General features: G+C 46.4%; 24 protein-coding genes. 8 read left to right on the top strand and 16 right to left on the bottom strand.

Features of this window, described 5'->3' with window-relative positions; genetic code table 11:
* Positions 1 to 2: 2 nt before the first annotated feature.
* Positions 3 to 626 (bottom strand): response regulator transcription factor, encoded by a 624-nt coding sequence (locus IEN92_RS02180; RefSeq protein ID WP_215373945.1) that lies wholly within the window; start codon positions 624 to 626, stop codon positions 3 to 5.
* Positions 626 to 1468: a diguanylate phosphodiesterase gene (locus IEN92_RS02175; protein WP_216160171.1), complete on the bottom strand. Its 843-nt coding sequence runs from the start codon at positions 1466 to 1468 to the stop codon at positions 626 to 628. Before IEN92_RS02175 ends, IEN92_RS02180 begins: the two co-directional genes overlap by 1 nt.
* Positions 1469 to 1782: 314 nt before the next feature.
* On the opposite strand from IEN92_RS02175, the gene IEN92_RS02170 reads away from it, so the two are divergent.
* The 3 genes from IEN92_RS02170 (at position 1783) to IEN92_RS02160 (ending at position 4363) form a co-directional block, all read left to right on the top strand.
* Positions 1783 to 2073 carry a co-chaperone GroES gene (locus IEN92_RS02170; RefSeq protein ID WP_087909492.1) on the top strand — a complete coding sequence of 97 codons (291 nt, stop codon included), beginning with the start codon at positions 1783 to 1785 and terminating at the stop codon, positions 2071 to 2073.
* 28 nt (positions 2074 to 2101) lie between these two features.
* Entirely contained in the window at positions 2102 to 3754 is a 1653-nt protein-coding gene (gene groL / locus IEN92_RS02165; RefSeq protein ID WP_215373942.1) for a chaperonin GroEL, read from the top strand.
* A gap of 126 nt (positions 3755 to 3880) precedes the next feature.
* Positions 3881 to 4363 carry a hypothetical protein gene (locus IEN92_RS02160; RefSeq protein WP_216160167.1) on the top strand — a complete coding sequence of 161 codons (483 nt, stop codon included), beginning with the start codon at positions 3881 to 3883 and terminating at the stop codon, positions 4361 to 4363.
* A 62-nt stretch (positions 4364 to 4425) separates the two neighbouring features.
* On the opposite strand, the gene IEN92_RS02155 is transcribed toward IEN92_RS02160, so the two are convergent.
* The 3 genes from IEN92_RS02155 to IEN92_RS02145 are packed head-to-tail and all read right to left on the bottom strand — an operon-like array spanning position 4426 to position 7320.
* Positions 4426 to 5793 carry an NAD(P)(+) transhydrogenase (Re/Si-specific) subunit beta gene (locus IEN92_RS02155; protein ID WP_216160165.1) on the bottom strand — a complete coding sequence of 456 codons (1368 nt, stop codon included), beginning with the start codon at positions 5791 to 5793 and terminating at the stop codon, positions 4426 to 4428.
* Positions 5794 to 5821: 28 nt separating this feature from the next.
* Entirely contained in the window at positions 5822 to 6163 is a 342-nt protein-coding gene (locus tag IEN92_RS02150) for a proton-translocating transhydrogenase family protein (protein WP_215373937.1), read from the bottom strand.
* A gap of 26 nt (positions 6164 to 6189) precedes the next feature.
* Positions 6190 to 7320 carry a Re/Si-specific NAD(P)(+) transhydrogenase subunit alpha gene (locus IEN92_RS02145; RefSeq protein WP_216160163.1) on the bottom strand — a complete coding sequence of 377 codons (1131 nt, stop codon included), beginning with the start codon at positions 7318 to 7320 and terminating at the stop codon, positions 6190 to 6192.
* A gap of 177 nt (positions 7321 to 7497) precedes the next feature.
* Between IEN92_RS02145 and mnmA the strand changes: the two genes are divergently transcribed.
* The gene (gene mnmA, locus IEN92_RS02140; protein ID WP_216160160.1) at positions 7498 to 8610 is read left to right on the top strand and encodes a tRNA 2-thiouridine(34) synthase MnmA; all 1113 of its coding nucleotides are present in this window, start codon (positions 7498 to 7500) and stop codon (positions 8608 to 8610) included.
* A gap of 25 nt (positions 8611 to 8635) precedes the next feature.
* Here mnmA and IEN92_RS02135 read toward each other — a convergent pair whose 3' ends face one another.
* A complete protein-coding gene (locus tag IEN92_RS02135; RefSeq protein ID WP_216160157.1) occupies positions 8636 to 9250 on the bottom strand; it encodes a glutathione S-transferase in 615 nt (204 codons plus the stop codon).
* Positions 9251 to 9344: 94 nt separating this feature from the next.
* On the opposite strand from IEN92_RS02135, the gene purB reads away from it, so the two are divergent.
* Together purB and IEN92_RS02125 are read left to right on the top strand one after the other, a co-directional pair.
* Entirely contained in the window at positions 9345 to 10724 is a 1380-nt protein-coding gene (gene purB, locus IEN92_RS02130; protein WP_216160154.1) for an adenylosuccinate lyase, read from the top strand.
* A gap of 77 nt (positions 10725 to 10801) precedes the next feature.
* Entirely contained in the window at positions 10802 to 12082 is a 1281-nt protein-coding gene (locus tag IEN92_RS02125) for a 3-deoxy-D-manno-octulosonic acid transferase (RefSeq protein ID WP_255539738.1), read from the top strand.
* A gap of 6 nt (positions 12083 to 12088) precedes the next feature.
* On the opposite strand, the gene secF is transcribed toward IEN92_RS02125, so the two are convergent.
* The 5 genes from secF to queA all read right to left on the bottom strand — a co-directional run bounded on the left by secF (position 12089) and on the right by queA (position 17609).
* Positions 12089 to 13063, bottom strand: coding sequence for a protein translocase subunit SecF (secF, locus tag IEN92_RS02120; RefSeq protein WP_216160148.1), 975 nt, complete (start codon positions 13061 to 13063; stop codon positions 12089 to 12091).
* Positions 13064 to 13066: 3 nt separating this feature from the next.
* The gene (secD, locus tag IEN92_RS02115) at positions 13067 to 14926 is read right to left on the bottom strand and encodes a protein translocase subunit SecD (protein WP_215373924.1); all 1860 of its coding nucleotides are present in this window, start codon (positions 14924 to 14926) and stop codon (positions 13067 to 13069) included.
* Positions 14927 to 14951: 25 nt separating this feature from the next.
* Positions 14952 to 15278 carry a preprotein translocase subunit YajC gene (yajC, locus tag IEN92_RS02110; protein ID WP_215373923.1) on the bottom strand — a complete coding sequence of 109 codons (327 nt, stop codon included), beginning with the start codon at positions 15276 to 15278 and terminating at the stop codon, positions 14952 to 14954.
* Positions 15279 to 15408: 130 nt separating this feature from the next.
* On the bottom strand, positions 15409 to 16566 hold the full coding sequence (tgt, locus tag IEN92_RS02105; protein WP_215373921.1) for a tRNA guanosine(34) transglycosylase Tgt: 1158 nt from the start codon (positions 16564 to 16566) through the stop codon (positions 15409 to 15411).
* Entirely contained in the window at positions 16563 to 17609 is a 1047-nt protein-coding gene (queA, locus tag IEN92_RS02100; RefSeq protein WP_216160145.1) for a tRNA preQ1(34) S-adenosylmethionine ribosyltransferase-isomerase QueA, read from the bottom strand. Before queA ends, tgt begins: the two co-directional genes overlap by 4 nt.
* 30 nt (positions 17610 to 17639) lie before the next feature.
* On the opposite strand from queA, the gene recG reads away from it, so the two are divergent.
* Both recG and ubiA read left to right on the top strand, forming a co-directional pair.
* A complete protein-coding gene (gene recG, locus IEN92_RS02095; protein WP_216160142.1) occupies positions 17640 to 19706 on the top strand; it encodes an ATP-dependent DNA helicase RecG in 2067 nt (688 codons plus the stop codon).
* 10 nt (positions 19707 to 19716) lie between these two features.
* Positions 19717 to 20580, top strand: a complete 864-nt coding sequence (ubiA, locus tag IEN92_RS02090) for a 4-hydroxybenzoate octaprenyltransferase (RefSeq protein ID WP_216160140.1) — start codon at positions 19717 to 19719, stop codon at positions 20578 to 20580.
* On the opposite strand, the gene proC is transcribed toward ubiA, so the two are convergent.
* The 5 genes from proC to IEN92_RS02065 are packed head-to-tail and all read right to left on the bottom strand — an operon-like array spanning position 20577 to position 26083.
* The gene (gene proC / locus IEN92_RS02085; RefSeq protein WP_215373914.1) at positions 20577 to 21446 is read right to left on the bottom strand and encodes a pyrroline-5-carboxylate reductase; all 870 of its coding nucleotides are present in this window, start codon (positions 21444 to 21446) and stop codon (positions 20577 to 20579) included. The genes ubiA and proC overlap by 4 nt on opposite strands.
* Positions 21443 to 22168 (bottom strand): YggS family pyridoxal phosphate-dependent enzyme, encoded by a 726-nt coding sequence (locus IEN92_RS02080; RefSeq protein ID WP_216160137.1) that lies wholly within the window; start codon positions 22166 to 22168, stop codon positions 21443 to 21445. The genes proC and IEN92_RS02080 overlap by 4 nt, the downstream gene beginning before the upstream one ends.
* A complete protein-coding gene (glcF, locus tag IEN92_RS02075) occupies positions 22165 to 23442 on the bottom strand; it encodes a glycolate oxidase subunit GlcF (RefSeq protein WP_216160134.1) in 1278 nt (425 codons plus the stop codon). Before glcF ends, IEN92_RS02080 begins: the two co-directional genes overlap by 4 nt.
* An 8-nt stretch (positions 23443 to 23450) precedes the next feature.
* Positions 23451 to 24593, bottom strand: a complete 1143-nt coding sequence (gene glcE / locus IEN92_RS02070) for a glycolate oxidase subunit GlcE (protein ID WP_216160131.1) — start codon at positions 24591 to 24593, stop codon at positions 23451 to 23453.
* Positions 24593 to 26083 (bottom strand): FAD-linked oxidase C-terminal domain-containing protein, encoded by a 1491-nt coding sequence (locus IEN92_RS02065; protein WP_216160128.1) that lies wholly within the window; start codon positions 26081 to 26083, stop codon positions 24593 to 24595. The genes glcE and IEN92_RS02065 overlap by 1 nt, the downstream gene beginning before the upstream one ends.

The raw sequence follows: 26083 nt of genomic DNA, 5'->3' as shown, positions 1-26083 counted from the left end.
TTTTAGCTTTCGATAATCTTGTTCATGCGACAAAATAAGATCAGATCGGCAATATTATTGATACCTAATTTGTCAAAGACTCTAGTTTTATAGGTTGCAACCGTTTTATTGCTAATGTGAAGCATGTCGGAGATCTGCTGATTGGTATTGCCTTTACCAAGATATTTCATGACTTGCAATTCACGATCAGAGATAAGGGCTAACTTTTCGTTATCACTCAATGAGCTATTACCATTTTTTCCGTGTGTAAAAAAGTTATAGCCTTGTGAGATGGCAACACAGGCTGCTAAGATGACATCTGCCCCAGCTGTCTTATTCACAAATCCGTGGCCGCCCAACGAACGAACTCTGCCGCCATATACAGCTTCATCCATACTTGATAAAACGAGCATACGAACGTCTGGGTGCATCAGTCCGATTCGACGAATCACATCAAAGCCGTCAGTCTTAGGCATGTCCAGATCAAGAATCACCATATTGGGATTTATTTCCTTCATAGATCTAAGGCATTCCTCGCCATTTTGGGCTTGCCCAACTATTTCAAATAGCAACTGGTCTTGCAACATACTTTTTAGAGCCATCAGCATAGCCGGATGGTCATCTACCAACATCACGCGTTTTCTCATTACTTGTCTCCGTTTTGGTTTGGTTGTGGATGAGGGTGCAGCGAATAAATAGCTTTAGCGATACGGCTGTCATTGACTTGCAGCATCTGATGCCGACTGAGTGGTGACATCATCAAGCCCCCATAGCAATGATCAACTTGTATTAGGGATGCGTTTTCTAGATCTTTCACTAGCCCCACATGGCTCGCGTAAATTTTGGTTGATGAATAAGGCGACAGTCGTAAATGGGAAACCATTGCATCAGAAATCATCTTTTCTCGGCACTGACGCATATCGATGTGAATCCCTTCCATTTGCATTTGACTTATCCAATGCAATTCATCCTCTCTTCCAGAGAAGTTCATGAAATGGAGTAATACGCCTAGTCGTCTCATTCGCTGTAAACCCTCTTTGTATGCATCAGCATTCTCTGGATTGGGAGCTGTAGAAATTCCCAAGCCAACCAGTCCGACGGGTAGACGAGAGTTCAAAATGAGATCACTCAATGCATCGATATAGTCGCTGGAAATAATTGCATGGGATGGCACCGGCAAAATGCCGGGTATGAAGCGACCGCTTCGATACCAGTAAGAAATCGTATCTAGGCCTTCCATGAACATGCGTAGTAATTGCATGTCAGAGGCTTCTAATAGTGGTCTAAATAAAGATCCGGTCAGTTTTGTTCCCTTGCAGTTAAAGATGGGTTCGTGGCTAATCGCTTGTCGCTTGGACCAGGATTGGTGCTCTTCGAGAGCTTGGTGACTAATACCAAGCCAGGGCGCGCCAGAGGCGTCGCGGACTTCTTGGAAGGGTTTGTTCTTCCATGCCTTTACAAGCGTGTACAGCCGGGATTTCGGGCTCATCAGCATTCTCCAATCGGTGACTGTCCAGTCTAGGCAGGACGGATTGGAGGGGTAAGGGCTTAAGGCTGATTTATTTGTAGGAAACGACCTACTAACCTGTCCCAATTATAAAGATTGGTCAAATCCACAAGAATTTGGAGGGATCTACCCTTGAAATTCTTGTAATCAGACCTATATAATCAGCACTCTCTACACGCGAGTGCTAAAAGCGAAATTTCTTCGTAAATTTCACCGATATTCCGTGTAATGAGGATGTAATCAATTGATTTATATAGATTTTTAATTAGTTAACACTTACTAACATAGGAGAAGAGATGAATTTGCGTCCTTTACATGATCGCGTAATCATCAAGCGTTTGGATCAAGAATCAAAAACCGCTTCCGGAATCATCATTCCTGACGCAGCTGCAGAAAAGCCTGATCAAGGTGAAGTTTTGGCAGTGGGTCCAGGCAAGCGTGATGACAGCGGCAAATTAAATGCACCTGACGTCAAAGTAGGCGATCGCGTCTTGTTTGGTAAATATGCAGGTCAAACAGTTAAGGTCGATGGCGATGAGCTTCTCGTAATGCGCGAAGAAGACATCATGGCTGTTGTACAGAAGTAATTTCGGTATTTAAGAGAGGAATTCAATCATGGCAGCAAAAGACGTTGTATTTGGAGATAACGCTCGTACCAAGATGGTCGAAGGCGTAAATATTCTTGCGAACGCAGTAAAAACAACTCTCGGACCAAAAGGTCGAAACGTTGTTATTGAGCGTTCATTCGGCGGCCCTACCATCACTAAAGATGGTGTATCAGTAGCAAAAGAAATTGAATTAAAAGACAAGCTCCAGAACATGGGCGCGCAAATGGTAAAGGAAGTTGCTTCCAAAACCGCTGACATCGCTGGTGACGGTACTACTACTGCTACTGTGTTGGCTCAGTCTATCGTACGTGAAGGTATGAAATACGTAGTTGCAGGCCATAACCCAATGGACTTGAAGCGCGGTATCGATAAAGCTGTTACAGCTGCAGTCGAAGAGCTTGCAAAAATCAGCAAGCCTTGCACCACTACAAAAGAAATTGCTCAAGTAGGTTCGATTTCTGCAAACAGCGATCACAGTATTGGTCAGCGCATTGCAGAAGCAATGGAAAAAGTAGGCAAAGAAGGTGTTATCACTGTTGAAGATGGCAAGTCTTTAGAAGATGAGCTAGAAGTGGTAGAAGGAATGCAGTTTGATCGTGGCTATCTCTCTCCTTACTTCATTAACCAACCAGAGAAACAAGTTGCCGTATTGGAAAGCCCATACGTACTTTTGTTTGACAAGAAGATTGCTAACATCCGTGATTTACTCCCAGTACTCGAGCAAGTTGCCAAGTCTGGTCGTCCATTGTTGATCATTGCAGAAGATGTTGAAGGTGAGGCCTTGGCAACTTTAGTTGTGAACAATATCCGCGGAATCATTAAAACTTGTGCTGTTAAGGCTCCAGGCTTTGGAGATCGTCGTAAAGCCATGTTGGAAGACATTGCAATTTTGACTGGCGGTACTGTGATTGCTGAAGAAATTGGCCTTACACTTGAGAAAACCACTCTTGAGCACTTGGGTCAAGCAAAACGTATCGAAGTTGGCAAAGAAAATACCATCATCATTGACGGTGCTGGCGATGCTAAAGCAATTGAAGCTCGCGTGAAGAATATTCGTGTTCAGATCGAAGAAGCTACTAGCGACTATGACAAAGAAAAATTGCAAGAACGTGTAGCTAAATTAGCTGGCGGTGTTGCCGTGATTCGTGTTGGCGCTGCTACTGAAGTTGAAATGAAGGAAAAGAAAGCTCGCGTCGACGATGCATTGCATGCAACTCGTGCAGCTGTTGAAGAGGGCATTGTTCCTGGCGGTGGCGTAGCATTGATTCGTGCAATGCAAGGCATCAAAGGCCTGAAGGGCGACAATCCTGATCAAGATGCTGGTATCAGCATCGTATTACGCGCTATGCAAGAGCCATTGCGTACGATCGTTAGCAATGCCGGTGAAGATGCTGGTGTAGTTGTGAATGCCGTGCAGGAAAGCAAAGGAAATAACGGTTACAACGCGGCTACTGGTGAATATGGTGATCTCGTTGCCCAAGGTGTGATTGATCCAACTAAAGTAACTAAAACTGCATTGGTAAATGCAGCTTCTGTTGCTGGCTTGTTGCTCACTACTGACTGTGCAATTTCTGAAGCGCCAAAGGATGAGTCTGCTGGCGGCGGAATGCCTGATATGGGCGGTATGGGTGGTATGGGTGGTATGGGTGGCATGATGTAATAGCCCATTCCTTCGGCTGTTTAGCCGTGGAAAATCAAAACGCCTGGTTCATAAGACCAGGCGTTTTTTTATATGCTTTTGACTATCGAATAAACTAACTCCAGAAAAATCAATGCGAGGTATGTAATGAAGTTTGCAAAATTAGTTCTCATGGCCGCTTTGGTCTTTTTATTGGGGGGCTGTTCCGTTTATATGGCAGCCCATCAGCCAACTGAAAAAAATGTTGGGCTATTTAAACCAGGCACCCCAAGAGCCTTCCTGATTGCTGAATTTGGTCAGCCGGTATCCAGTGAAGTTCGCAATGGACAAAAGTATGAAATTTTTCGGTTTACTCAGGGTTATAGTGGGCAAGCAAAAGCTGGACGTGCCTTCGCTGAGGGTGTGGCGGATGTCATGACTTTGGGAGCTGCAGAGATTATCACTACACCCGTAGAGTCGATTGCCGATGGTAATTTAGTAGCATATGAAGTTAGCTATGACAGCAATGATTATGTGGTTCAGGTAATTTCATTGACGCCAGATGGGAGCCCATCTCCTGCAGCCCAACCAAATGCGTTGCCGCCAGTAAGTCAGCAAACCTCACTTCCGGCACAACAAACTCAAAAGTGAAGTAGTTTGAGGAAATAAAAAAGCTGCCACTGGCAGCTTTTTTATCGTCCTAAGTAAACGACCTATTCAACAGCCTTGACCATATCTTCAACCACCTTCTTTGCATCGCCGAAGACCATCATGGTTTTATCCATGTAGAAGAGTTCGTTATCGAGGCCAGCATAACCCGCTGCCATTGAGCGCTTGTTCACAATAATGGTTTTGGCTTTGAATGCTTCTAAGATCGGCATACCGAAGATTGGGCTACCAGGAGTACGTGCAGCTGGGTTAACAACGTCGTTTGCGCCCAGAATTAACACTACGTCTGCTTGACCAAAGTCGCTATTGATATCTTCCATTTCGAACACTTGATCGTAAGGAACTTCAGCTTCAGCCAAAAGTACATTCATGTGGCCAGGCATACGACCTGCTACAGGGTGAATTGCGTACTTCACAGTAACGCCATGATGAGTCAATTTCTCTGTCAACTCTTTAAGAGCATGCTGCGCACGAGCAACTGCTAAGCCATAGCCTGGAACAATGATGACTGTATCTGCGTTTTCCATTAGGAAGGCGGCATCTTCTGGTGAACCAGTTTTGTAATTCTTGGGGCTACCATCATCGCTACCGCCTGTAGCAGCTTCTGCACCAAAGCCACCAAGCAAGACTGCCAAAATAGAGCGGTTCATGGCTTTACACATAATGTAAGACAGAATTGCGCCAGAAGATCCTACGCAAGCACCTGCAATAATCAAAACAGGGTTGTTTAAGGTAAAGCCAATTCCTGCGGCCGCCCAACCGGAGTAGCTGTTCAACATAGAAACAACCACGGGCATATCTGCGCCACCAATTGGGATGATTAAAGTTACACCCAGAACCAATGCAATTGCACACATAGCCAAGAAAGCAGCATGACTGTCGGTCATAAAGTAGGCAATGCCCCCGCCCACCATGGCGACTGCCAATATCAAGTTCAATAAGTGTTGGCCTGAGAAGCTGACTGGCTTACCGCTGACTTTGCCGGAGAGTTTTCCAAAAGCAATCACTGAGGCGGTAAATGTAATTGCGCCAATAAATGCACCAATGAATAATTCAATTTTCTGGGCGCCAGTATGGTCATGCGCAGGATTAAATACCGCTGCAATAGCAATTAAGACTGCTGATAAACCCACAAAAGAGTGCATCAAAGCAACTAGCTCTGGCATCTTGGTCATTTGTACACGTTTGGCTGCAATGGTTCCAATGATTGCTCCGCCTACAACCGCAGCAGCAATTAACGAGACCGCTGGCTTGAAATCAGGAATAAAGAAAGTGGTAATGACAGCTAAAAACATGCCAATCATGCCAAAGGTATTACCTTGGCGTGAAGTGGTAGGTGATGACAGGCCACGTAGTGCGAGGATAAATAGCACTGATGAAATGAGATAGGAAATAGCGGTTATGTTTGACATGATTGGGTCTCTATAGATCTTGTTCTATTTATTTGGCTACATCAGCCGCATTTGCCTTCGGTGCTTTTTTCTTAAACATTTCTAGCATGCGCCGCGTGACCATAAAGCCACCAAAAATATTGATAGATGCGAGGAAAACGGCAACTGCGCCAATAATGCTGGTGAGGGTGATTTCATCGCCACCTATTACCTCGGTTTGTAAAAGTGCACCCACAATAATGATTCCAGAAATAGCATTAGTCACTGCCATTAGAGGGGTATGCAGGGCAGGAGTGACGTTCCAAACAACGTGATAGCCAACAAAGATGGCTAGTACAAACACAGTGATGTTTTGGACGGTAAGGATGCTTTGAAAAGCAGCGAGATCCATGATGATTCCTTCTTATGAATGTTCTATTAGTTTTTACGGACGGCTTGGCCATCACGGCACATTAAGCAGGCAGTAACAATGTCGTCATCAGTTGGAATGACTAACTTCGCTTCTTTATCAATAATCAATTTCATGAAATCGATTAAGTTCCGCGCATAAAGTGCGGATGCATCAGCAGCAACCATGCTGGCTAAATTGGTGTAGCCCACAATTTTCACGCCATTGATGTCCACAACTTTGTCTGCTTGAGTCAAAGGGCAGTTACCAGAACCATTGTCACCACGACCAGCGGCAATATCAATCACTATAGAGCCAGGTTTCATATTGGCTACGGTGTCGCTGTGTAAAAGAACTGGCGGTTTACGACCAGGAATCAAGGCGGTGGTAATGACGATATCTGCTTGCTGTGCGCGCTCGGCAACCAAGGCGGCTTGACGTTTCATCCAGGCCTCTGGCATAGGGCGGGCATACCCACCAACGCCTTGAGCAATCTCACGCTCTTCATCGGTTTCGTAAGGAACATCAACAAACTTAGCGCCAAGAGACTCAATTTGTTCTTTCGCAGCCGGACGGACATCAGATGCTTCAATCACAGCGCCAAGACGCTTAGCGGTAGCAATTGCTTGCAAACCCGCTACACCTGCTCCCAGAATCAAGACGCGCGCAGCTTTAACTGTACCGGCTGCAGTCATGAGCATCGGCATAAAGCGTTGATATTCATTAGCCGCAATCATCACTGCTTTGTAACCAGCAATGTTTGCTTGTGATGACAAGACGTCCATACTTTGTGCACGAGTGGTGCGAGGTGCAGCTTCTAGTGAGAACGCAGTAATACCTTGGGCCGCCATTGCTGCGATGTTGTCATTATCAAATGGATCGAGCATGCCAATCAGCACGCTACCAGATTGAATTTGTTTCAGCTCAGCGGCCTCTGGCGCACGGACCTTCAGAACAATTTCAGCACCAAAGGCATCCGCTGCAGTACCAATTGTGGCGCCAACAGCTGCATAAGCAGAGTCGGGCTGACTTGCTTGTACGCCAGCATCTTTTTGGATGACAACAGTGTGGCCTTGGCCAATCAGTTTTTTAACGGTTTCTGGTGTGGCAGCAACTCGAGTTTCCCCGGGCCTAGTTTCCAGTGGCACTCCTATGCGCATGGCATGTCTCCAAAAGCAAAATTTTTCAAAAAATCTATTTTAGTTAAATGGGCTTAGTTGCACCCATTTACTGACTTTCATGTCCACTTGCAGAGTTTTTGGCTAATTACCAGCTAAATCAGGCTAAGACTTTTACAATATGGACTGTTAGCTTATAGTGAATTTTCGCATTTTTTGATGATCCAGCTCAATTCTTCCTCAATACCACCTACAAACCCCAAGAAAGTCGTTATTGGCATGTCTGGAGGGGTTGATTCGTCGGTAGCAGCCTGGATGCTCAAGGAGCAGGGCTATGAGGTAGTAGGTCTTTTCATGAAAAATTGGGAAGATGACGATAACGATGAATATTGCTCCGCACGCCAAGATTGGCTGGATGTTGTCTCAGTGGCCGATTTAATTGGGATTGATGTTGAGGCAGTCAATTTTGCTGCTGAGTATCGCGAACGCGTCTTTGCGGACTTTTTACGCGAGTACGCTGCAGGGCGAACTCCAAATCCGGATGTCTTGTGTAATGCAGAAATTAAATTCAAGGCCTTCTTAGATCACTCCATGAGTTTAGGTGCTGATGCGATTGCTACTGGGCACTATGCAAGAGTACTCCATGAAGATGGCAAGGCGCAATTATTGAAAGCAATAGACGCAACTAAAGATCAAAGCTATTTTTTACACCGTCTAACGCAGCAGCAGTTAGCTAATGTGATGTTTCCCTTGGGAGACATTCCGAAAACAGAAGTGCGTAAGATTGCTGAAAAAATTGGTTTACACAATGCGCGCAAAAAAGATAGCACCGGTATTTGTTTTATTGGGGAGCGCCCGTTCAGAGAATTCCTAAACCGATATTTACCACGCACACCTGGTCCGATTAAAACACCTGAAGGCAAGACTGTGGGTGAACATATGGGCTTAGCATTTTTTACCTTAGGTCAACGCAAAGGTATTGGCTTGGGTGGCAGTCAAGATGGGAATGGGGATGCTTGGTATGTGGCGCGTAAGGACATGGCCAATAACACTTTATATGTGGCTCAAGGTCATGAACACCCATGGTTACTGGCTAATAGGTTAGAGGCGATGGACGCAAGTTGGATTGCCGGCGTAGCACCAGATTCCGGAAGTTACTCTGCAAAGACACGTTATCGCCAAGCGGATTCCGCTTGCACATTCAACTTAGCGGATGCCCCTTTGCAATTTGGATTAAGTTTTCCAGAGGCTCAATGGGCAGTCACTCCAGGACAGTCAGCGGTTCTCTACGATGGTGATATTTGTTTAGGCGGCGGAATTATTTCCGCCTAATCCCATCAGTAGTTTGAAAACTAATTTATGCCGCAGGTGGTTCAGTTTCAATAAATGAAGGTCTTTGCAGCAACTTTTGATAAAGACGATCTAAGTTCAGGTGTTTAGCTTGCCATTTCAAATCTGGAAAGCGGAATAATAAATAGCCCAGCGCACAACCTGTTGCAATATCTGCTAAGGTGATTTGATTGCCGTGACACCAAGTATTTTCAGCAAGCTTTTCAGACATTTCTTCTAGCGCATCATCAATTTTGCCCATTTGACGATCAACCCAAGCCGAGCTTTGTTGCTCAGCTGGACGCCAAGTGCGCTCAAGACGAGCCAAAATGCCGGCGTCCATGATTCCGTCAGCCAATGTTTCCCAGGTTTTGACTGAAGCCCGTTCACGGTTATCGCCAGGAATGAGCTTACTAACAGGGCTTAAGGCATCTGCATATTCGGCAATGACCCGGGAATCATAAATAGCTTCCCCATCCTCCAAAATGAGGCAAGGAACCTTCCCTAGGGGGTTGGAATTGGTGATTTTGCTGTCAGCTGCCCATACATTCTCGAGTTCCAGGTCAACATCGACCTTTTTCTCTGAAAAAACAATGCGTACTTTGCGTACATAGGGGCTGGTAAGGGATCCGATGAGTTTCATGGGCACAGTATAGCCATCCTAAAGGGGGTTTGCTCGATCCGGGAACGCATTAAAATTGGGTTTTATTGACATATTCAATGCAAAGGCAATATTCGTGAGTCAGCCGCTTTCCACCCTCAATGCCCTCTCCCCTTTAGACGGCCGCTATGCCGGCAAACTTGATGCCCTGCGCCCTTGGCTTTCTGAGGCAGCTTTTATGCGCCAGCGAGTGTTTGTAGAGATTCATTGGCTATTAGCCTTAGCCGCTGCCGGCCTTCCTGATGTGCCGAAAATTAATGCTGCTGATGAAGCTTTCTTGCTCGCGCTTCCAGAAAACTTTTCAGATGTGGATGCGCAGCGCATTAAAGATATTGAAGCTGTCACAAATCACGATGTCAAAGCGGTTGAATATTTCTTAAAAGAAAAAGTAGCAGGGCGTCCTGATTTGTTAAAAGCAAGTGAGTTCATTCATTTTGCTTGTACCTCTGAAGATATCAATAACACTTCACATGGTTTGATGTTGCGCGGCGCGCGGGATGAAGTGCTTTTACCTCAACTAAACAAAGTGCTTTCAGTCTTAACTGAGCTGGCTCTTGAGAACGCCAAAGTACCTTTGCTCTCTCGTACGCATGGCCAACCTGCTTCTCCAAGCACTCTCGGTAAAGAAATCGCCAATATTGCAAAACGTCTTGAGCGTGCAATTGAATCTATTGCTGCTGTTCCTTTATTGGGAAAGATGAATGGTGCAGTGGGTAACTACAACGCGCACTTATCTGCATACCCTGATTTTGATTGGGAGGGCTTTTCTAAGAATGTCGTTGAGAAACGTCTAGGCTTAACATTTAATCCTTATACGATTCAAATTGAGCCGCACGATGGCATGGCTCAGTTATTCGATGCTATTGCCCGTGCAAATACCATTCTCTTAGATATGGACCGAGATTTTTGGGCTTATATTTCTATTGGATACTTCAAGCAACGCACTAAAGCCGGTGAGATTGGTTCTTCTACCATGCCTCACAAAGTAAATCCGATTGACTTTGAAAACTCTGAAGGTAACTTGGGCATTGCTAACGCATTGTTACGCCACCTTGCAGAAAAATTACCAATCTCTCGCTGGCAGCGTGATCTCACGGATTCCACAGTGTTACGGAATTTAGGTCCTGCATTTGGCCATAGCGTATTAGCTTATGACAGCGCTCTTCGTGGCCTTGGTAAGTTGGAAGTCAATCATGCCGCGATTGCTGCAGACTTGGATGCGTGCTGGGAAGTATTAGCAGAGCCAGTACAAACAGTGATGCGTCGTTATGGCATTGAAAATCCCTATGAGCAGCTAAAAGAATTGACTCGCGGTAAAGGAATTAACCAAGCAGATCTACAAACTTTTATTCGAGGGCTCAAGATTCCAGAAGATGCAAAAGCACGCTTGCTGGACATGACGCCGTCTTCCTATCTAGGCAAGGCAGTTGAACTGACAGAGCGCCTTAAAAAGTGAGTGTACGCACTGACTCAGATTACGGGGCACGACCTCTAATCTGGTTTACTGCTTATCAACTGCTGTGGCATCTATTATTGCCATTAGCATTTATCCGCTTGGCTTGGCGCGCTCGCCATTCTTTTGCATACATGCACCACATTCCAGAGCGACTTGGCTTTGGCTATGACAAACCAATTCAGCAGGGGTCTATTTGGATTCATGCGGTATCTGTTGGTGAGACTAGGGCGGCTCAACCATTAATTGAAGCCTATCTTGCCCGTGGCGAAACCATTTTATTGACACATATGACTTTAAATGGTCGCCGCACCGGAAGGCAGTTGTTTGGTAAAGAAATTGCTGCGCGTCAAATCCATCAGGTGTATTTGCCTTACGACTTGTGTTGGTCTGTAGAGAATTTTCTGAAGTCTTTTAAACCTAAGCTTGGCCTCTTTATGGAAACTGAAGCTTGGCCAACGGTGGTCTTTCGTTGTGCGGATCTTAGATTGCCTTTGTTTCTAGTGAACGCGCGCCTTTCTGAACGTAGTGCACGGCGTGTAAATCGTTTTGGTAAGGCAGGTCGCGCATTATTTCAGGCGTTTAAAGGAATTTTGGCGCAAACCGATTTTGATGCGCAGCGATATCGCAGTCTTGGTGTGCGCAATGTCAGCATTGTAGGCAATCTCAAATTTGACGTGCCACTTGATCCTCAGTTAGTTGCCCAAGGACAATTATGGCAACAAGATTTACATGCAAGCAATCGAATGATGGTGTGCGCTGCTAGTACCCGTGATGGAGAAGAGGCCATCATCCTCAAGGCTTGGAAAGATTTGTTATCGAGTAATACATTTGAACTTGCGCCATTACTTTGCATCGTGCCACGTCACCCAGAAAGATTTACTGAGGTTGCTGACCAGATTCAGGCTGCAGGCTTAGCATTCCGCCGTCGTAGCGAGTGGACTGGAATTCCAAAAGATTGCAGCAGTGTGGATGTCATCCTAGGCGATTCAATGGGCGAGATGCCCATGTACTACAGCGCGGCTGATTTGGTTTTAATGGGCGGCAGTCTCCTGCCTTTTGGTGGACAGAATCTTATTGAGGCTTGTGCTGCAGGCTGCCCCGTTCTTCTAGGGGAGCACACCTATAACTTTCAACAAGCCGCTTTAGATGCCCTGACAGCAGGTGCTGCAAAGCGGATTCAGGGCGACTTATTACTAGGTGACTCAATTGCTTTGATGGAGGCTCTGAAAAACTTGCTTTTAAATACCGCTGAGCTTGGCAAGATGAGTGCGGCTGCTAAGGCCTATTCAATCGAACATCAAGGTGCAACTAAAAGAATCTTAGTTGACCTTGAGCAACAGAATTTCTCTCTCAGTTAGGGTGTTTTAAACCCGTGCCCCGTAGTTGGGGTCATCATTACGAGCGTTGTCGTCAGGCTTTTTATCGCCCTTCACCAAGTCCTCACGCGTTACACCTAGCCACATTGCCAAGGCTGCTGCAACGAATACTGAAGAATAGATACCAAACAAAATACCAATTGTTAGTGCTAGGGCGAAGTAGAAGAGAGTTGGACCGCCAAATATCAACATGGCTAACACCATCATTTCAGTACTGCCGTGAGTAATTACTGTACGGCTAATGGTGCTGGTAATTGCGTTATCGATAATCTCGCGAGTATTCATCTTGCGGTACTTGCGGAAGTTCTCGCGAATTCGGTCAAAGATCACCACAGATTCATTTACAGAGTAACCCAAGACAGCAAGCACTGCAGCCAGGACGGAGAGTGAGAACTCCCACTGGAAAAAAGCAAAGAAACCAAGGATGATTACCACGTCATGCAAGTTCGCAATGATGCCGGCTACTGCAAACTTCCACTCAAAGCGGAAGGAAAGGTAAACAACAATGCCAATAATCACAAATATCAGTGCTTTTAGGCCATCCATGGCGAGTTCTTGACCAACTTGCGGTCCCACAAACTCAACGCGTTGAAGTTTTGCGCCTGAGCTTGCTGGTTCAAGGGCCTGCATTACTGCTGCGCTTTGATCCGCAGAGGAGATCATTTTGCCTGCAGCATCTTTTTGCAATGGCAGGCGAATCATGACATCACGTGAGCTACCAAAGTTTTGGATTTGGGTATCTGCATAACCCAGTTTCTCGACCTTAGCACGGATCGAATCTAGTGGCGCAGTTTGGGGGTAGCTGACCTCCATCACTGTACCGCCAGTAAATTCGATGGAGAGATGTAAGCCGTTGTGCCATAGGAAAAATACTGCAGCTAAAAAAGTAATGAAAGAAATCGCATTGAGCACCAACGCATGGCGCATGAAAGGAATATCTTTTTTGATGCGGAAAAATTCCATAGCTTATTTCTCCTGGGGGCGCCAAACTTGGCCAATAGCGAGTTTTTGAATCTTCTTGTGTCTGCCGTACCAAAGATTAACAAGGCCACGCGAGAAGAAGACAGCCGAGAACATCGAAGTCAAAATACCCAGGCAATGCACAACCGCAAATCCTTTGATTGGGCCCGAACCAAAAGCCAATAAGGCAAGGCCGGCAATTAAGGTAGTGACGTTGGAATCCAAAATAGTTGCCCAAGCCTTATCAAAGCCAACGGCGATAGCAGTTTGAGGCGATGCTCCATTGCGTAGTTCTTCACGTATACGCTCATTAATTAAAACGTTTGAGTCAATCGCCATACCGAGCGCTAAAGCCATCGCAGCAATTCCAGGCAAGGTCAGAGTTGCCTGCAACATCGATAGTACGGAGATCAGTAGTAGTAGGTTGACGGCAAGAGCGACTACCGAGAAAGTGCCAAACAGCAAATAGTAGGCAATCATAAAAATAGCAATGGCTGCAAAGCCGATTAAAAGAGACTTAAAGCCTTTTTCAATATTCTCAGCACCTAAACTTGGGCCAATAGTGCGCTCTTCAATGATTTCCATCGGGGCTGCTAATGAGCCTGCACGGAGTAAGAGTGCTAAGTCATTCGCACTAGCAGTAGTTGGTTGGCCAGTAATTTGGAACTTGGAGCCAAACTCACCTTGAATGGTGGCAATTGTCAAAACTTCGCCTTTGCCTTTTTCAAACAAAATCATACCCATGGGCTTGCCAATATTCTCACGTGTGACTTCTTGCATGACTCTTCCGCCAGCAGCATCAAGTGAGATATTGACAGCGGGGCGTTGATTTTGATCAAAGCCAGCACTCGCATCAGTAATGCTTTCGCCACTAAAGATGACTGATTTTTTGAAAACCCCTAAACGGTTTTCTCCGAAGCGGAAGGTATCCATGCCAGGTGGAGGAGTTTCACCAACATTAATGGTCGAAACGATAGGATCTGCGAGGCGGGACTCTAGAGTTGCTGTTCGTCCAATAATGTCTTTTGCGCGAGCGGTATCTTGAACACCAGGCAATTGCACCACGATACGTTCGGCACCTTGTTGTTGAATGACCGGTTCTTTAACTGCTAACTCATTTACCCGCTTGTTTAAGGTAATGATATTTTGTTTAACCGCGTTATCCTGAATTTCTTTCAAAGCCGTAGGTTTAAATTCGCCAACCAATTTAGGTGATAAGCCGGTAGGTTTAACTTGCCAAATGAGTTCAGGCTGAGAGGTCATTAATACAGCGCGAGCAGCATCTGCATCCGAAGTATTGCCAAAATTAATGGTGATATTGTCTGCGCCGCGCTCAATACCTTGATGGCGGATATTTTTATCGCGTAATTGGGCGCGAATATCAGCTGCGAGGGACGTCACTTTCTTCTGGACGGCACCCTTCATATCTACTTGTAATAAGAAGTACACCCCGCCGCGCAGATCAAGACCCAAAGGCATCGGTAGGGCATTGATCGCATGCAACCAGTCTGGAGTGTTTGATAAGAGATTTAATGCAACGGTAAAGTTTGGATCATTTTGATCGGTATTGATTTTCTGTTGCAGCAGATCACGGGCGCGGAGCTGGGTGTCTGTATTACTAAAACGAATTTTGATAGAGCCTACATTGGCGGCGTTCTCAAAGAAAACACCGGTGTTGCTGATATCAGCCTCGGCCAAAATCTTTTCTACACGAGCTTGCGTCGCCAAATCAACCTTGATGGTTGGTTTGGCGGACGAGATTTGAACTGCTGGTGCCTCACCATAGAAATTGGGTAATGAATATAGTCCGCCAATTAATAAAGCAATGGCAATAACTATATATTTCCAGAGTGGGTAGCGATTCATATGCAGTAACTTTTAAGCAAAGAGATTAAGCAGACTTCAGAGTGCCTTTTGGCAACACAGTAGTAATTGCACCCTTTTGTAATTGCACTTCAGTACCAGCTGCAATTTCAACAGTAACTACTTGATCTTTTAATGCAGATACTTTGCCCATGATGCCGCCAACGGTGACTACTTCATCGCCAACAGCTAATGCTTCTAGCATCGCTTTAGCTTCTTTTTGACGCTTCATTTGTGGGCGAATCATGATGAAGTACAAAACTGCAAACATCAAAATTAATGGGAGAAAGCTCATTAGGCCACCAGAATCTGCGCCCGCAGCTGGAGCTTGGGCAAAAGCGTTACTAATCCACATATAAAACCTCCGTTAAAGACTATTTGGAAACTGCTTTAGTTTTAGGCTTTTAAGTAAAGCCCTAAACCCGCAATTCTAAACTGTATGGGGCTACGGAGCGGTTTTCAGGCTCTATCCCCTTATGGGGCTATTAATCCTGCCCAGGCTCAACCCCACGTTGGCGATTGGTATGAAATTCTTCTCGATATGCGCTAAAACGATCTTTGCTCAAGGCTTCCCTCACCTCGGTCATTAATTGAAGGTAGTAAGACAGGTTGTGGATGGTATTGAGTTGTGATCCTAGGATCTCATTGGCCTTCTGTAGGTGGTTTAAATAGGACCTAGTGAAGTTTTGGCAGGTATAGCAAGCACAGGTCGGGTCAACAGGGCGATCATCGTCCTTATAGCCAGAATTACGAAGCTTCAGATCGCCAAAGCGTGTGAAGAGCCAACCATTGCGCGCATTGCGGGTAGGCATCACGCAATCAAACATATCTATCCCCAAACTTACCCCCAAAATCAAGTCCTCGGGGGTTCCCACCCCCATCAGGTAATGGGGCATATGTTCAGGTAGCTTAGGGGCTGTGAAGTTCAAAATACGTTCAAATTCAGGCTTGGGTTCTCCAACGGAAAGACCGCCAATTGCAATTCCATCAAAACCCTGCTGGCTAACAGCATCTAAAGAAAATTCACGGAGATTTTCAAACATGCCGCCCTGGACGATACCAAAGAGACCATTGCCGGTATTGAGTTCCCGAAAGCGTTTCAGGGAGCGATCACCCCAACGCAAAGACATCTCCAAAGAGGCACGTGCAGTTTTCTCTGAGGTGGGTTGTCCCTTCATTTCATATGGGGTGCATTCATCAAACTGCATAGCGATATCACTATTTAATACCGCTTGAATTTCCATTGAGACCTCTGGAGACATAAAAAGTTTGTCACCATTAATCGGGGAAGCAAAAGTCACACCCTCTTCTGAAATCTTTCGTAGTGCTCCCAGACTAAAAACTTGAAAGCCTCCAGAGTCAGTTAGGATTGGCTTATCCCATCCCATAAAACGATGCAGACCACCATGCTTTTGAATCACGTCTAAACCTGGGCGCAACCACAGATGGAACGTATTCCCTAAAATAATTTGCGCCTTGGCTTCATGCAGATCACGTGGAGTCATTGCCTTCACAGTGCCATAGGTTCCGACGGGCATAAAAATCGGTGTTTGCACGCTGCCATGTGGAAGATCAAGTTGACCAAGGCGAGCAGGGCTTTGTGAGTCGCGGGCCAAAATATTAAAGTGGACAGGTTTGGTCATGGCTTTGTATTCTCAAGTCGGGATAAAAACATCGCATCTCCGTAGCTAAAGAAACGATACTTTTGAGCAATGGCGTGTTGATAGGCAGCGCGGATATTGTGCATCCCCGCAAAGGCGCTTACCAGCATTAACAGAGTAGATTTTGGCAGATGAAAGTTTGTGAGCAAACAATCCACAGTTTTGAACTGAAAGCCAGGGGTAATAAAGAGGTTGGTCTCCCCACTACTTTGTTGGCTGATAGCCTGGCTCTCTAGGGCTCTGAGGCTAGTTGTACCCACGGCAATCACTCGTCCACCCCGGCTTTTCGTTTCTTTAATTGCTTGCAAGGTTGCTTCTGGAATGGAGAACCACTCATAGTGCATCTTATGTTTAGAGAGATCTTCCTCGCGGACTGGGGTAAAGGTGCCAGCACCCACATGAAGCGTAACTGTAGCCTGCTGGACTCCTAGATTCTTCAATTCCTGCAGAATGGATTGATCAAAATGAAGTCCTGCAGTGGGTGCTGCGACCGCCCCAGGATTTTTAGCTACTACCGTTTGATAGCGTTGCGCATCCTCACCATCAGGGCGGTGTTCGATATAGGGTGGAAGTGGCAGTTCACCAAATCGTTCCAGCAAGGCAAATACATTTTCTGGAAAGCGAACTTCGTAAAAACGCCCATCGTAGCCAATCATTTCTACTGGAAAAGACTCTCCTGCTGGATTGTGAATGTGAACAATGGAGCCTGTTTTAGGAACCTTTGACGCTCTAATTTGGACCCAGGCTTGTTTATCCCCGCTAATGCGCTCGATCAGCAACTCAACATTACCCCCAGTCTCTTTATTGCCATGGAGTCGTGCCGGAATAACCTTAGTGTCATTAAAGACTAGTAAATCCCCAGGTTTGATAAGGCCAAGGATGTCCTTAAACTGGCGATCAAGTAATACCGCGTGACTGGGCCCGTCAGCCTTGACCTCTAAAAGGCGGCTATCAGTTCGATTGGCCAGTGGGTGCTGGGCAATTAGATCGGCAGGAAGTTCGTAATTGAAGTCGGAGAGTTGCATAGCATTACCATCAGGTATTGGATTTTAACGATGACTACCAAACCAACGCCAAGCACACTCCAAAAGATGGGTTTAGACAGCCCAATGGCCCTTGCCTTGCATCTTCCTTCTCGATATGAGGATGAGACAGAGTTATTCACCATCGAAGAGGCATTAAACCAGGGCCGGTTCAGTTCGACCCAAACTCAAGGGGTCGTCATTCGTAATCAGGTTTTATTTAGACCTAGGCGACAGATGTTGGTCACAATTGAAGATGACACCGGCACTTTGCAGCTCCGCTTCCTGAACTTCTATCCAAGTCAGCAAAAGCAAATGGCAGTTGGCACCCATATTCGGGTTCGCGGCGAAGTGCGCGAAGGATTTCAAGGCCCAGAAATGGTTCATCCTACAGTGAAAGCTGTTGCAGTTGATGCGCCACTGCCAACGAGCTTAACCCCGGTTTATCCAGCGAGCGCTGGTATTTCACAGACAGTGATTCGTAAGGCAGTTGCACAAGCATTGCGTGACCCAAGTTTACGAGACAGTTTGGCAGAGTTTCTTCCTGCGGCCTTGATGCAAGAATTGCTTCCAAGCAATGATTGGCCTAGTTTGCAATCTGCCATTCAGTATCTGCATCAACCCCCTTCCGATGCAAATACTCAGGCTCTGCTAGAAAGAACTCATCCAGCCTGGCGGCGTGTTCAGTTTGAAGAATTGCTCGCGCAGCAAATTTCATTAAAGCGCGCACATGCGATTCGAAGAGAGCGTCATGCTCCGAGCTTTACAAAGCCTCGTAACGATAAAAGCCTAGAGGCAAGCCTACTGAAAGTGCTTCCCTTTAAATTGACTGCTGCACAAGATCGCGTTTGGTCAGAGATCGGGAAAGATCTAGAACAATCCTTTCCGATGAATCGTCTCTTACAGGGCGATGTAGGTAGTGGTAAGACTGTGGTGGCCGCTTTAGCCGCTGCACGCGTTATGGATTATGGCTATCAAGCAGCTGTTATGGCGCCGACGGAGATCTTAGCTGAACAACACTACCTCAAGATGAAAGAATGGTTTGCGCCATTAGGTGTCCAGATCGCTTGGCTTTCTGGAAGTCTTAAGGCTAAAGATAAAAAATTGGCTCAAGAAATGATTGAGAGCGGTACTGCACAACTCATCGTAGGCACCCATGCACTCATCCAAGAAAGCGTGAGTTTTGCGAAGCTGGGATTAGCGGTAATTGATGAGCAACATCGTTTTGGAGTGAGGCAGCGTTTAGAGATTCAGCAACGACTCGGATCTGAATTGTTTTATTGCCATCAACTCATGATGTCTGCAACACCGATTCCGCGGACTTTAGCTATGACGTATTACGCCGATCTTGATGTTTCTGTGATTGATGAACTACCTCCCGGAAGAAAGCCCATCGCTACCAAGGTGATTAAATCCAGTCGCCGTGACGAGGTCATTGGCGGTTTACAAAGTTGGCTAGCTAAAGGATTGCAAGCATATTGGGTTTGTCCATTGATTGAAGAGTCTGAAGCACTCCAGTTGCAAACAGCAGTCGAAAGTTTTGAGCAGCTTACACAAGCTTTACCTGGCTTTAAGGTCGGCTTAGTTCACGGTCGTTTAAAAGCAGAAGAAAAAGCAGCGGTGATGGCTGCATTTAAGGCCAATGAAATTCAACTCTTAGTGGCAACCACCGTTATTGAGGTCGGGGTAGACGTGCCCAATGCTGCGCTGATGGTGATTGAGCATGCTGAGCGTTTTGGTTATGCTCAAATTCACCAGTTGAGAGGGCGCGTAGGGCGTGGATCGGCTGATTCAGTATGTCTTTTGATGTATGCAGAGCCCTTATCCATGGCTGCCAAAGAACGTCTGCAAACCTTGCGTGAGGTCTCGGATGGTTTTGTGATTGCTGAGCGAGATCTTTCGCTTCGGGGTCCAGGTGAATTACTCGGGGCAAAACAATCTGGTGATGCGATGTTGCGTTTTGTGGATCTACAACGGGATGCCTGGTTGATTGAATTGGCTCAGAAGGCTGCTGATCGCTTACTCGCTGAGCATGCAGATTTAGTTGAACGCCATCTGGAGCGCTGGCTTGGATCACGTGCTGAATTTCTGAAGGCGTGATAATGAGCTTATGAGATTCAAAGACCGACTTACCTCGTATGCTTACCTTATTCGCTTAGACAAGCCAATTGGTACGCTATTGCTTCTTTGGCCCACATTATGGGCACTTTGGCTGGCAAGTGGTGGGTTCCCAGATACCAAGACCCTATTGATTTTTGTAATGGGTACTTTTTTAATGCGAAGTGCTGGGTGTGCAATCAATGATTATGCTGATCGTGATTTCGATCGTCATGTGCAAAGAACACAGGGACGCCCCGTAACCAGTGGAAAAGTTTCTGGAAAAGAAGCGGTACTGGTTGCTGTTGTATTGGCAGCGATTGCGTTTTTGCTCATTCAGCCACTCAATGCGTATACCAAGAAACTCTCTTTTTTGGCATTAGCTGTTGCTTTTATTTATCCCTTTACGAAGCGATTTTTTGCCATGCCTCAAGCCGTGCTGGGTATTGCATTTGGTTTCGGTATTCCCATGGCTTATGCCGCTATTCAGAATTCGATTCCGTTTGAAGCATGGATTTTGTTTGTTGGGAATATTTTTTGGGCGATAGCCTATGACACCGCATATGCGATGGTGGATCGAGAGGATGATTTACGTCTGGGTTTACGCACATCGGCAATTACATTTGGTAAGCATGATGTGATGGCGATTGAAATTTGCTATGCCGCCTTATTCATCAGTCAAATCTGGGTGGCGCAACTAGCTAATCTTAATAATTATTTCTTGATTGGCTGGTTTGCAGCTTTAGCTTGCGCTGTTTATCACCTCAAACTCATCTCTACACGTCAAAGAGATGAATGCTTTCGGGCTTTTCGCCATAACAGCTGGCTTGGTGGGTTTTTGTTTCTAGGGATCGTGTTGGGTTTAGCGCTGAATTAGCTTCTACCTAATTCATCACCCATTGCTTTGCTTCGTTCGCTTGCCGCATCAATGGCTTTTTCTAAAATCCCATGCCAGCCTTGCTGCTTCATCACTTCTAGCGCTGCTGCAGTAGTGCCGCCTTTAGAGGTCACCCGCTCACGCAACACCCCAGCATGCTCATCGGAGTTATGTGCAAGTTGGGTTGCACCTTCAAGGGTTGCATACGCAAGTTTGCGGGCACTTTCAGCATCTAAGCCGAGTTTTTCTCCAGCAGACTGCAGCGCTTCTAAAAAAGCAAATACATAAGCAGGACCACTACCGGATATGGCAGTGACTGCATCCATCAGATTTTCTTCATCTACCCAAATACTTTGACCAACTGCATTGCAGATAGTCTGTGCCAAAGTACGATCAGATAGATTCACTACAGCATCCGCAAATAAGCCAGTGATACCTTTACCAATGAGTGCAGGGGTGTTAGGCATAGCGCGGACACATCGCGTGTGGTCAAGCCAGCGACTCATGTCTTGTACACGAATTCCTGCGGCAATACTGAGAATAAGGGGACTCGGAGCAGAGGCATGCTTTAGTTTGTCAGCGAGACTTTTTGCAACAACGTTAAAGTCTTGAGGCTTGATTGCCATTACTACGACATTGTTCTTAGAGAAGTCAAAAGCAAGGTGTTCTAAAGCGCTGATACTTTGTACGCCGAAATCTTCATTGAGCTTTAAAGCAGTAGCTGGATTGGCTTCCACTACGGAGATCTGGTTTGCATGAAATTCGTTGGAGATGAGACCGCTAATGAGGGCTCGTCCCATATTGCCACCACCAATAAAGGTGATGTGAACTTGGCTCAGGTTTTGGGTGTTTTGACTTGTACTCATTTGTTAATCTTATCGCGCTTCCCAAAAATAGCAGTTCCTATTCGAACCATGGTGCTGCCTTCTGCAATGGCAGCCTCTAAATCATCTGACATCCCCATAGATAGGGTGTCAAAGAATTGAAAGCGGGGATCGGTAAATCTGCTGGCTTGAATATGCTTAAAGCAGGCACGTACCTGAGACAATGCTGCGCGCTGCTGATTTGGATCAGGATTTGGTGCGGGAATAGCCATGAGCCCGCGAAGCACGATATTGGGTAATTTGGCAATCGCATCGCAAAGAGATTCCGCTTGATCAAGAGGCACTCCACTTTTACTATCCTCTTGACTGACATTGACCTGCACGCAGACCTGCAGTTCGGCTAGCGCTGGAAACTCACCGCGTTGCGTTGATAAGCGTTCGGCAATTTTCAGGCGGTCAACGCTGTGCACCCAATCAAAATGCTCAGCTACTTCTCTCGTTTTATTGCTCTGGAGTGGTCCAATGAAGTGCCATACCAACCAGGGACGCAATTTAGCAAGTTGAGTAATCTTTTCAACAGCTTCCTGCACATAGTTTTCACCAAAGGCCGATTGTCCTGCATGCATTGCCTCTTCAATTGCAGCTGCTGGAAAAGTTTTGCTGACTGCGAGAAGCTCAATATCTTCAGGTTCTCGCTTTGCTGATAGGGCTGCAAGTTCAATGCGTTGCTTGACTTGCATGAGATTAACAACTATCGAATTCATCGGGTCTTGGGAGATTTGCTGATGAGTTGATCGACAAGTTCAATCCAATGAAGTACCGGGGTATCTTCTTGTTGTAAATGGGTGATGCAGCCAATATTTCCAGAGACGATAAATTGAGCATCAGATTCTTCGCAGGCGGTATTGAGGTGATGAAGCTTATTTTTGCGAAGTTGCTCAGAGAGTTCTGGTTGGGTTACAGAATAAGTGCCTGCTGATCCACAGCATAGGTGGCTGTCTGCACATAGGCGGACACCAATGCCAATGCTCGTTAACAAGCCCTCAACCTTGCCACGGACTTGCTGTCCATGTTGCAAAGTGCAGGGCGGGTGATAGACAACCCCCGGTTTCTGATCGGTTCCAATGAGCTCAATGAGTTCTTCCTGGAGGGTTGGCAGGATTTCAGAGATATCTTTGGTAAGTCCCGAAATCTTCTTAGCCTTTAAGCTATAAGCAGGATCGTTGGCAAACAGGTGGCCGTAATCTTTGACCATTACGCCGCAGCCAGATGCCGTCATGATGATTGCTTCAACGCCGCTTTCTACTAAAGGCCACCAAGCATCAATATTTTGCTTAGCATTTTCTAGTCCGCCTGCTTGATCATTTAGGTGGTAACGCAATGCTCCGCAACAAGTCGCATTAGGTGCGCTGATGAGTTGAATCTTTAACGCATCTAAAACACGTGCAGTTGCTGAATTGATATTCGGCAGCATGCCAGGTTGAACGCAACCCTCCAGGATGAGCATCTTGCGAGCATGTACAGTACTTGGCCTAGCGTAAGGATCTGTTGATTTGCTCAAGGCTTTATTTTTAGCTTCAGGAATTTTGCGCTGAATACTGCTGGGCATCAAAGGGCGTACAAGACGACCAAGTGTCATTGCTGAGTTAAACAAAGCAGGCTTAGTTAAGCCTTCAATTAAGGCCCAACGCGTTAAGCGCTCCCCGATAGGGCGAGCTGGCGTATTTTCTTCAGCCCATTTGCGTCCGATATCTACTAGGTTGCCGTATTGAACGCCACTGGGACAAGTGCTCTCACAATTTCGGCAGGTAAGGCAACGGTCTAAATGCTGGCGAGTTTTTTCTGTAGGCGCTTGGCCTTCAGCCATCTGCTTGATCAGGTAGATGCGACCACGCGGGCCATCTAGTTCATCGCCTAAGAGTTGGTAGGTGGGGCAGGTGGCAGTACAAAAGCCACAGTGAACACATTTACCAAGGATGCGAGCAGCTTCAATCCCTTCGGGGGTATTAGCGAATTGCGGGGCGAGTTGAGTTTGCATAAAAATACTTAAGGAAGACGTTTAGTGGCAAAGACACCAGCCGGATCAAAAGCGGATCTTAAGCGTTCTTGCACTGTGACTAGGGCATTGGAATGGGCTTGCTCGCTCAATAATGTAAAGCGTTGAAAGCTTGGGTCAACGTTTGCGCCTTGCCTAAAGCGAGTGGCATGTCCACCATGATTTGTAGCGAGTTGTTTGATAGCAGCAAATGTCTTTTCATCGCCGGGAGCTTTGATCCAGCGTTGCTGGCCATGCCACTCAAGTAGCACCTCTTTACTTGCATCTGGAATCGTTAGCGTTCCACATGCAGCGGGAAGTGCTAAGCGATATAGAGTTTGATCTGGAGAAAGGTCTGCAAAATAAGACAGTTTGTGCTCGCGTAAGTCATTCCAAAAAGTGGTTGCAACATTTGGATCCACTTCGGTGGCAATAACGAGGGAGCTCATTAGCGGAATTGCGGCTTTGACTGCGGCCGCAGCTCCAGCTAAGCGAATCATCAATTGACCTTCATCATTGGCATTACCAATCCAACAGCTTGCAGATATCGGCAGAGGTTGGCCAGCCCACTCGTTTAATACCTTCAATGCATTTTTTTGGGAAATGGCACATTGCAGGGTTGCGATAGCTGCTGGCTTAGGCAGAACCTTAACTGATGCCTCTAAAAGTAGAGAGAGTGTGCCCATGGAGCCTGGCAGTAAGCGCGACACATCATAGCCGGCAACGTTTTTCATAACCTTGCCGCCAAAAGAAAGATCTTGACCTTTGCCATCCAGAATTCGAGCACCCAATACGAAGTCACGAAAATTTCCGACACTGATTCGACCTGGGCCCGCCAAGCCTGCTGCAATTGCACCGCCAAAAGTAGCGTGCTGACCAAAGTGTGGTGGCTCAAAAGCAAGCACCTGATTTTTTTCTGCGAGTGCGGCTTCAATTTCCCGCAATGGAGTGCCAGCACAAGCGGTAATCACCAGCTCCTCTGGTTGGTATTCCAAAATACCAGAGTAGCTGCGGGTATCTAGCTTGTTATAGGTGTTCGGATTACCGTACCAAGATTTTGTACCGCCACCCTGAATTGAGAGAACGGTATTATTTTTGGCCGCATCGAGAATTTGCTCCCGAAATGCATTAATCGTTGGGTTAGAGGCAGTCATTAGAAGCGCTCCAACTCAGGATGTGGCAGTTTGCCTCCGCTGATGCGCATCCGGCCGTACTCAGCACAACGAGTGAGTGTGGGAATCGCCTTATCAGGGTTGAGTAGCTTTTCTGGATCAAAAGCACCCTTCACGCCCCAAAAAGTTTCGCGCTCACCCTCTCCAAACTGTACGCACATTGAGTTGATCTTTTCGATACCTACTCCATGTTCACCGGTGATGGTGCCACCGAGTTCAACACAGGCTTCTAAAATTTCTGTACCAAACTCTTCAGCGCGATGCCATTCTTCTTGATCCGCGCCATTAAACAAAATGAGTGGATGCATATTGCCATCACCAGCATGAAACACATTTAAACAACCCAGACCGTATTTCTCTTCCATGCCAGCAATGCGCTTTAGCAAAGTTGCAATATGTCTTCTTGGGATAGTGCCATCCATGCAGTAATAGTCTGGCGCTAAACGGCCTGCCGCAGGAAAGGCATTTTTGCGGCCACTCCAAAATTTTAGTCGCTCACCTTCATCTTTTGAGATTTGAATACCGCTGGCACCTGCTTGCTCAAGGACCTTAGTCATGCGCTCGATTTCTTCGGCAACCTCTTCTGGGGTACCGTCTGATTCACAGAGCAAGATTGCAGCCGCATCTAAGTCATAACCTGCGTGAACAAATTCTTCTACTGCACGCGTAGTGGCTTTATCCATCATTTCTAGGCCAGCAGGAATGATGCCTGCCGCAATGATTGCAGCCACAGCATTACCGCCCTTTTCAATATCGTCGAAGCTCGCCATGATGACTCGGGCCAACTTTGGCTTTGCTACTAACTTCACAGTAACTTCAGTCACTACAGCTAGCATGCCTTCACTACCCATCAAGATCGCAAGTAAATCTAAGCCTGGGGAGTCAGGCGATAAGCTACCAAACTCAACAATCTCGCCATTCATCAACACACCACGAACACGTAAGACATTGTGTAGGGTCAAGCCATATTTAAGGCAATGTACGCCACCAGAGTTTTCATTCACGTTGCCGCCAATGGAGCAAGCAATTTGTGATGAAGGATCGGGAGCGTAATAGAGGCCTAAATGTGCAACTGCTTCGGAGATGGCAAGATTGCGCACACCCGGTTGCACCACGGCCGTTCTGGTGAACGGATCAATACTCAAGATTTTCTTTAACTTAGCTAGCGATAAAACCAAGCCTTGCGAAATTGGCATTGCCCCGCCAGACAAGCCAGTACCAGATCCCCGTGGGACAACTGGAATTTGCATGGCAAAGCAAATTTTGAGAATCTGAGCAACTTGCTCTTCGGTTTCTGGGAGGGCAACCGCCAAAGGCATACGTCTATAGGCAGCCAAGCCATCGCATTCATAAGGAATCGTGTCTTCAGGCTCCCAAAGCAATGCATATTCGGGGAGGATAGGGCGAAGGGCTGAGACCAGTTTGGACTGAAGCGCGCTAATCGCTGCTAAATCGGGGGGTGGGGTCACCAT

This window comes from Polynucleobacter sp. MWH-Creno-3A4 (genome assembly GCF_018881885.1).
In the GTDB taxonomy this organism is placed as follows: Bacteria; Pseudomonadota; Gammaproteobacteria; order Burkholderiales; family Burkholderiaceae; genus Polynucleobacter.
The sequence above is the reverse complement of the archived record's forward strand: the minus strand, read 5'-3'. Positions and strand labels throughout refer to the sequence as shown.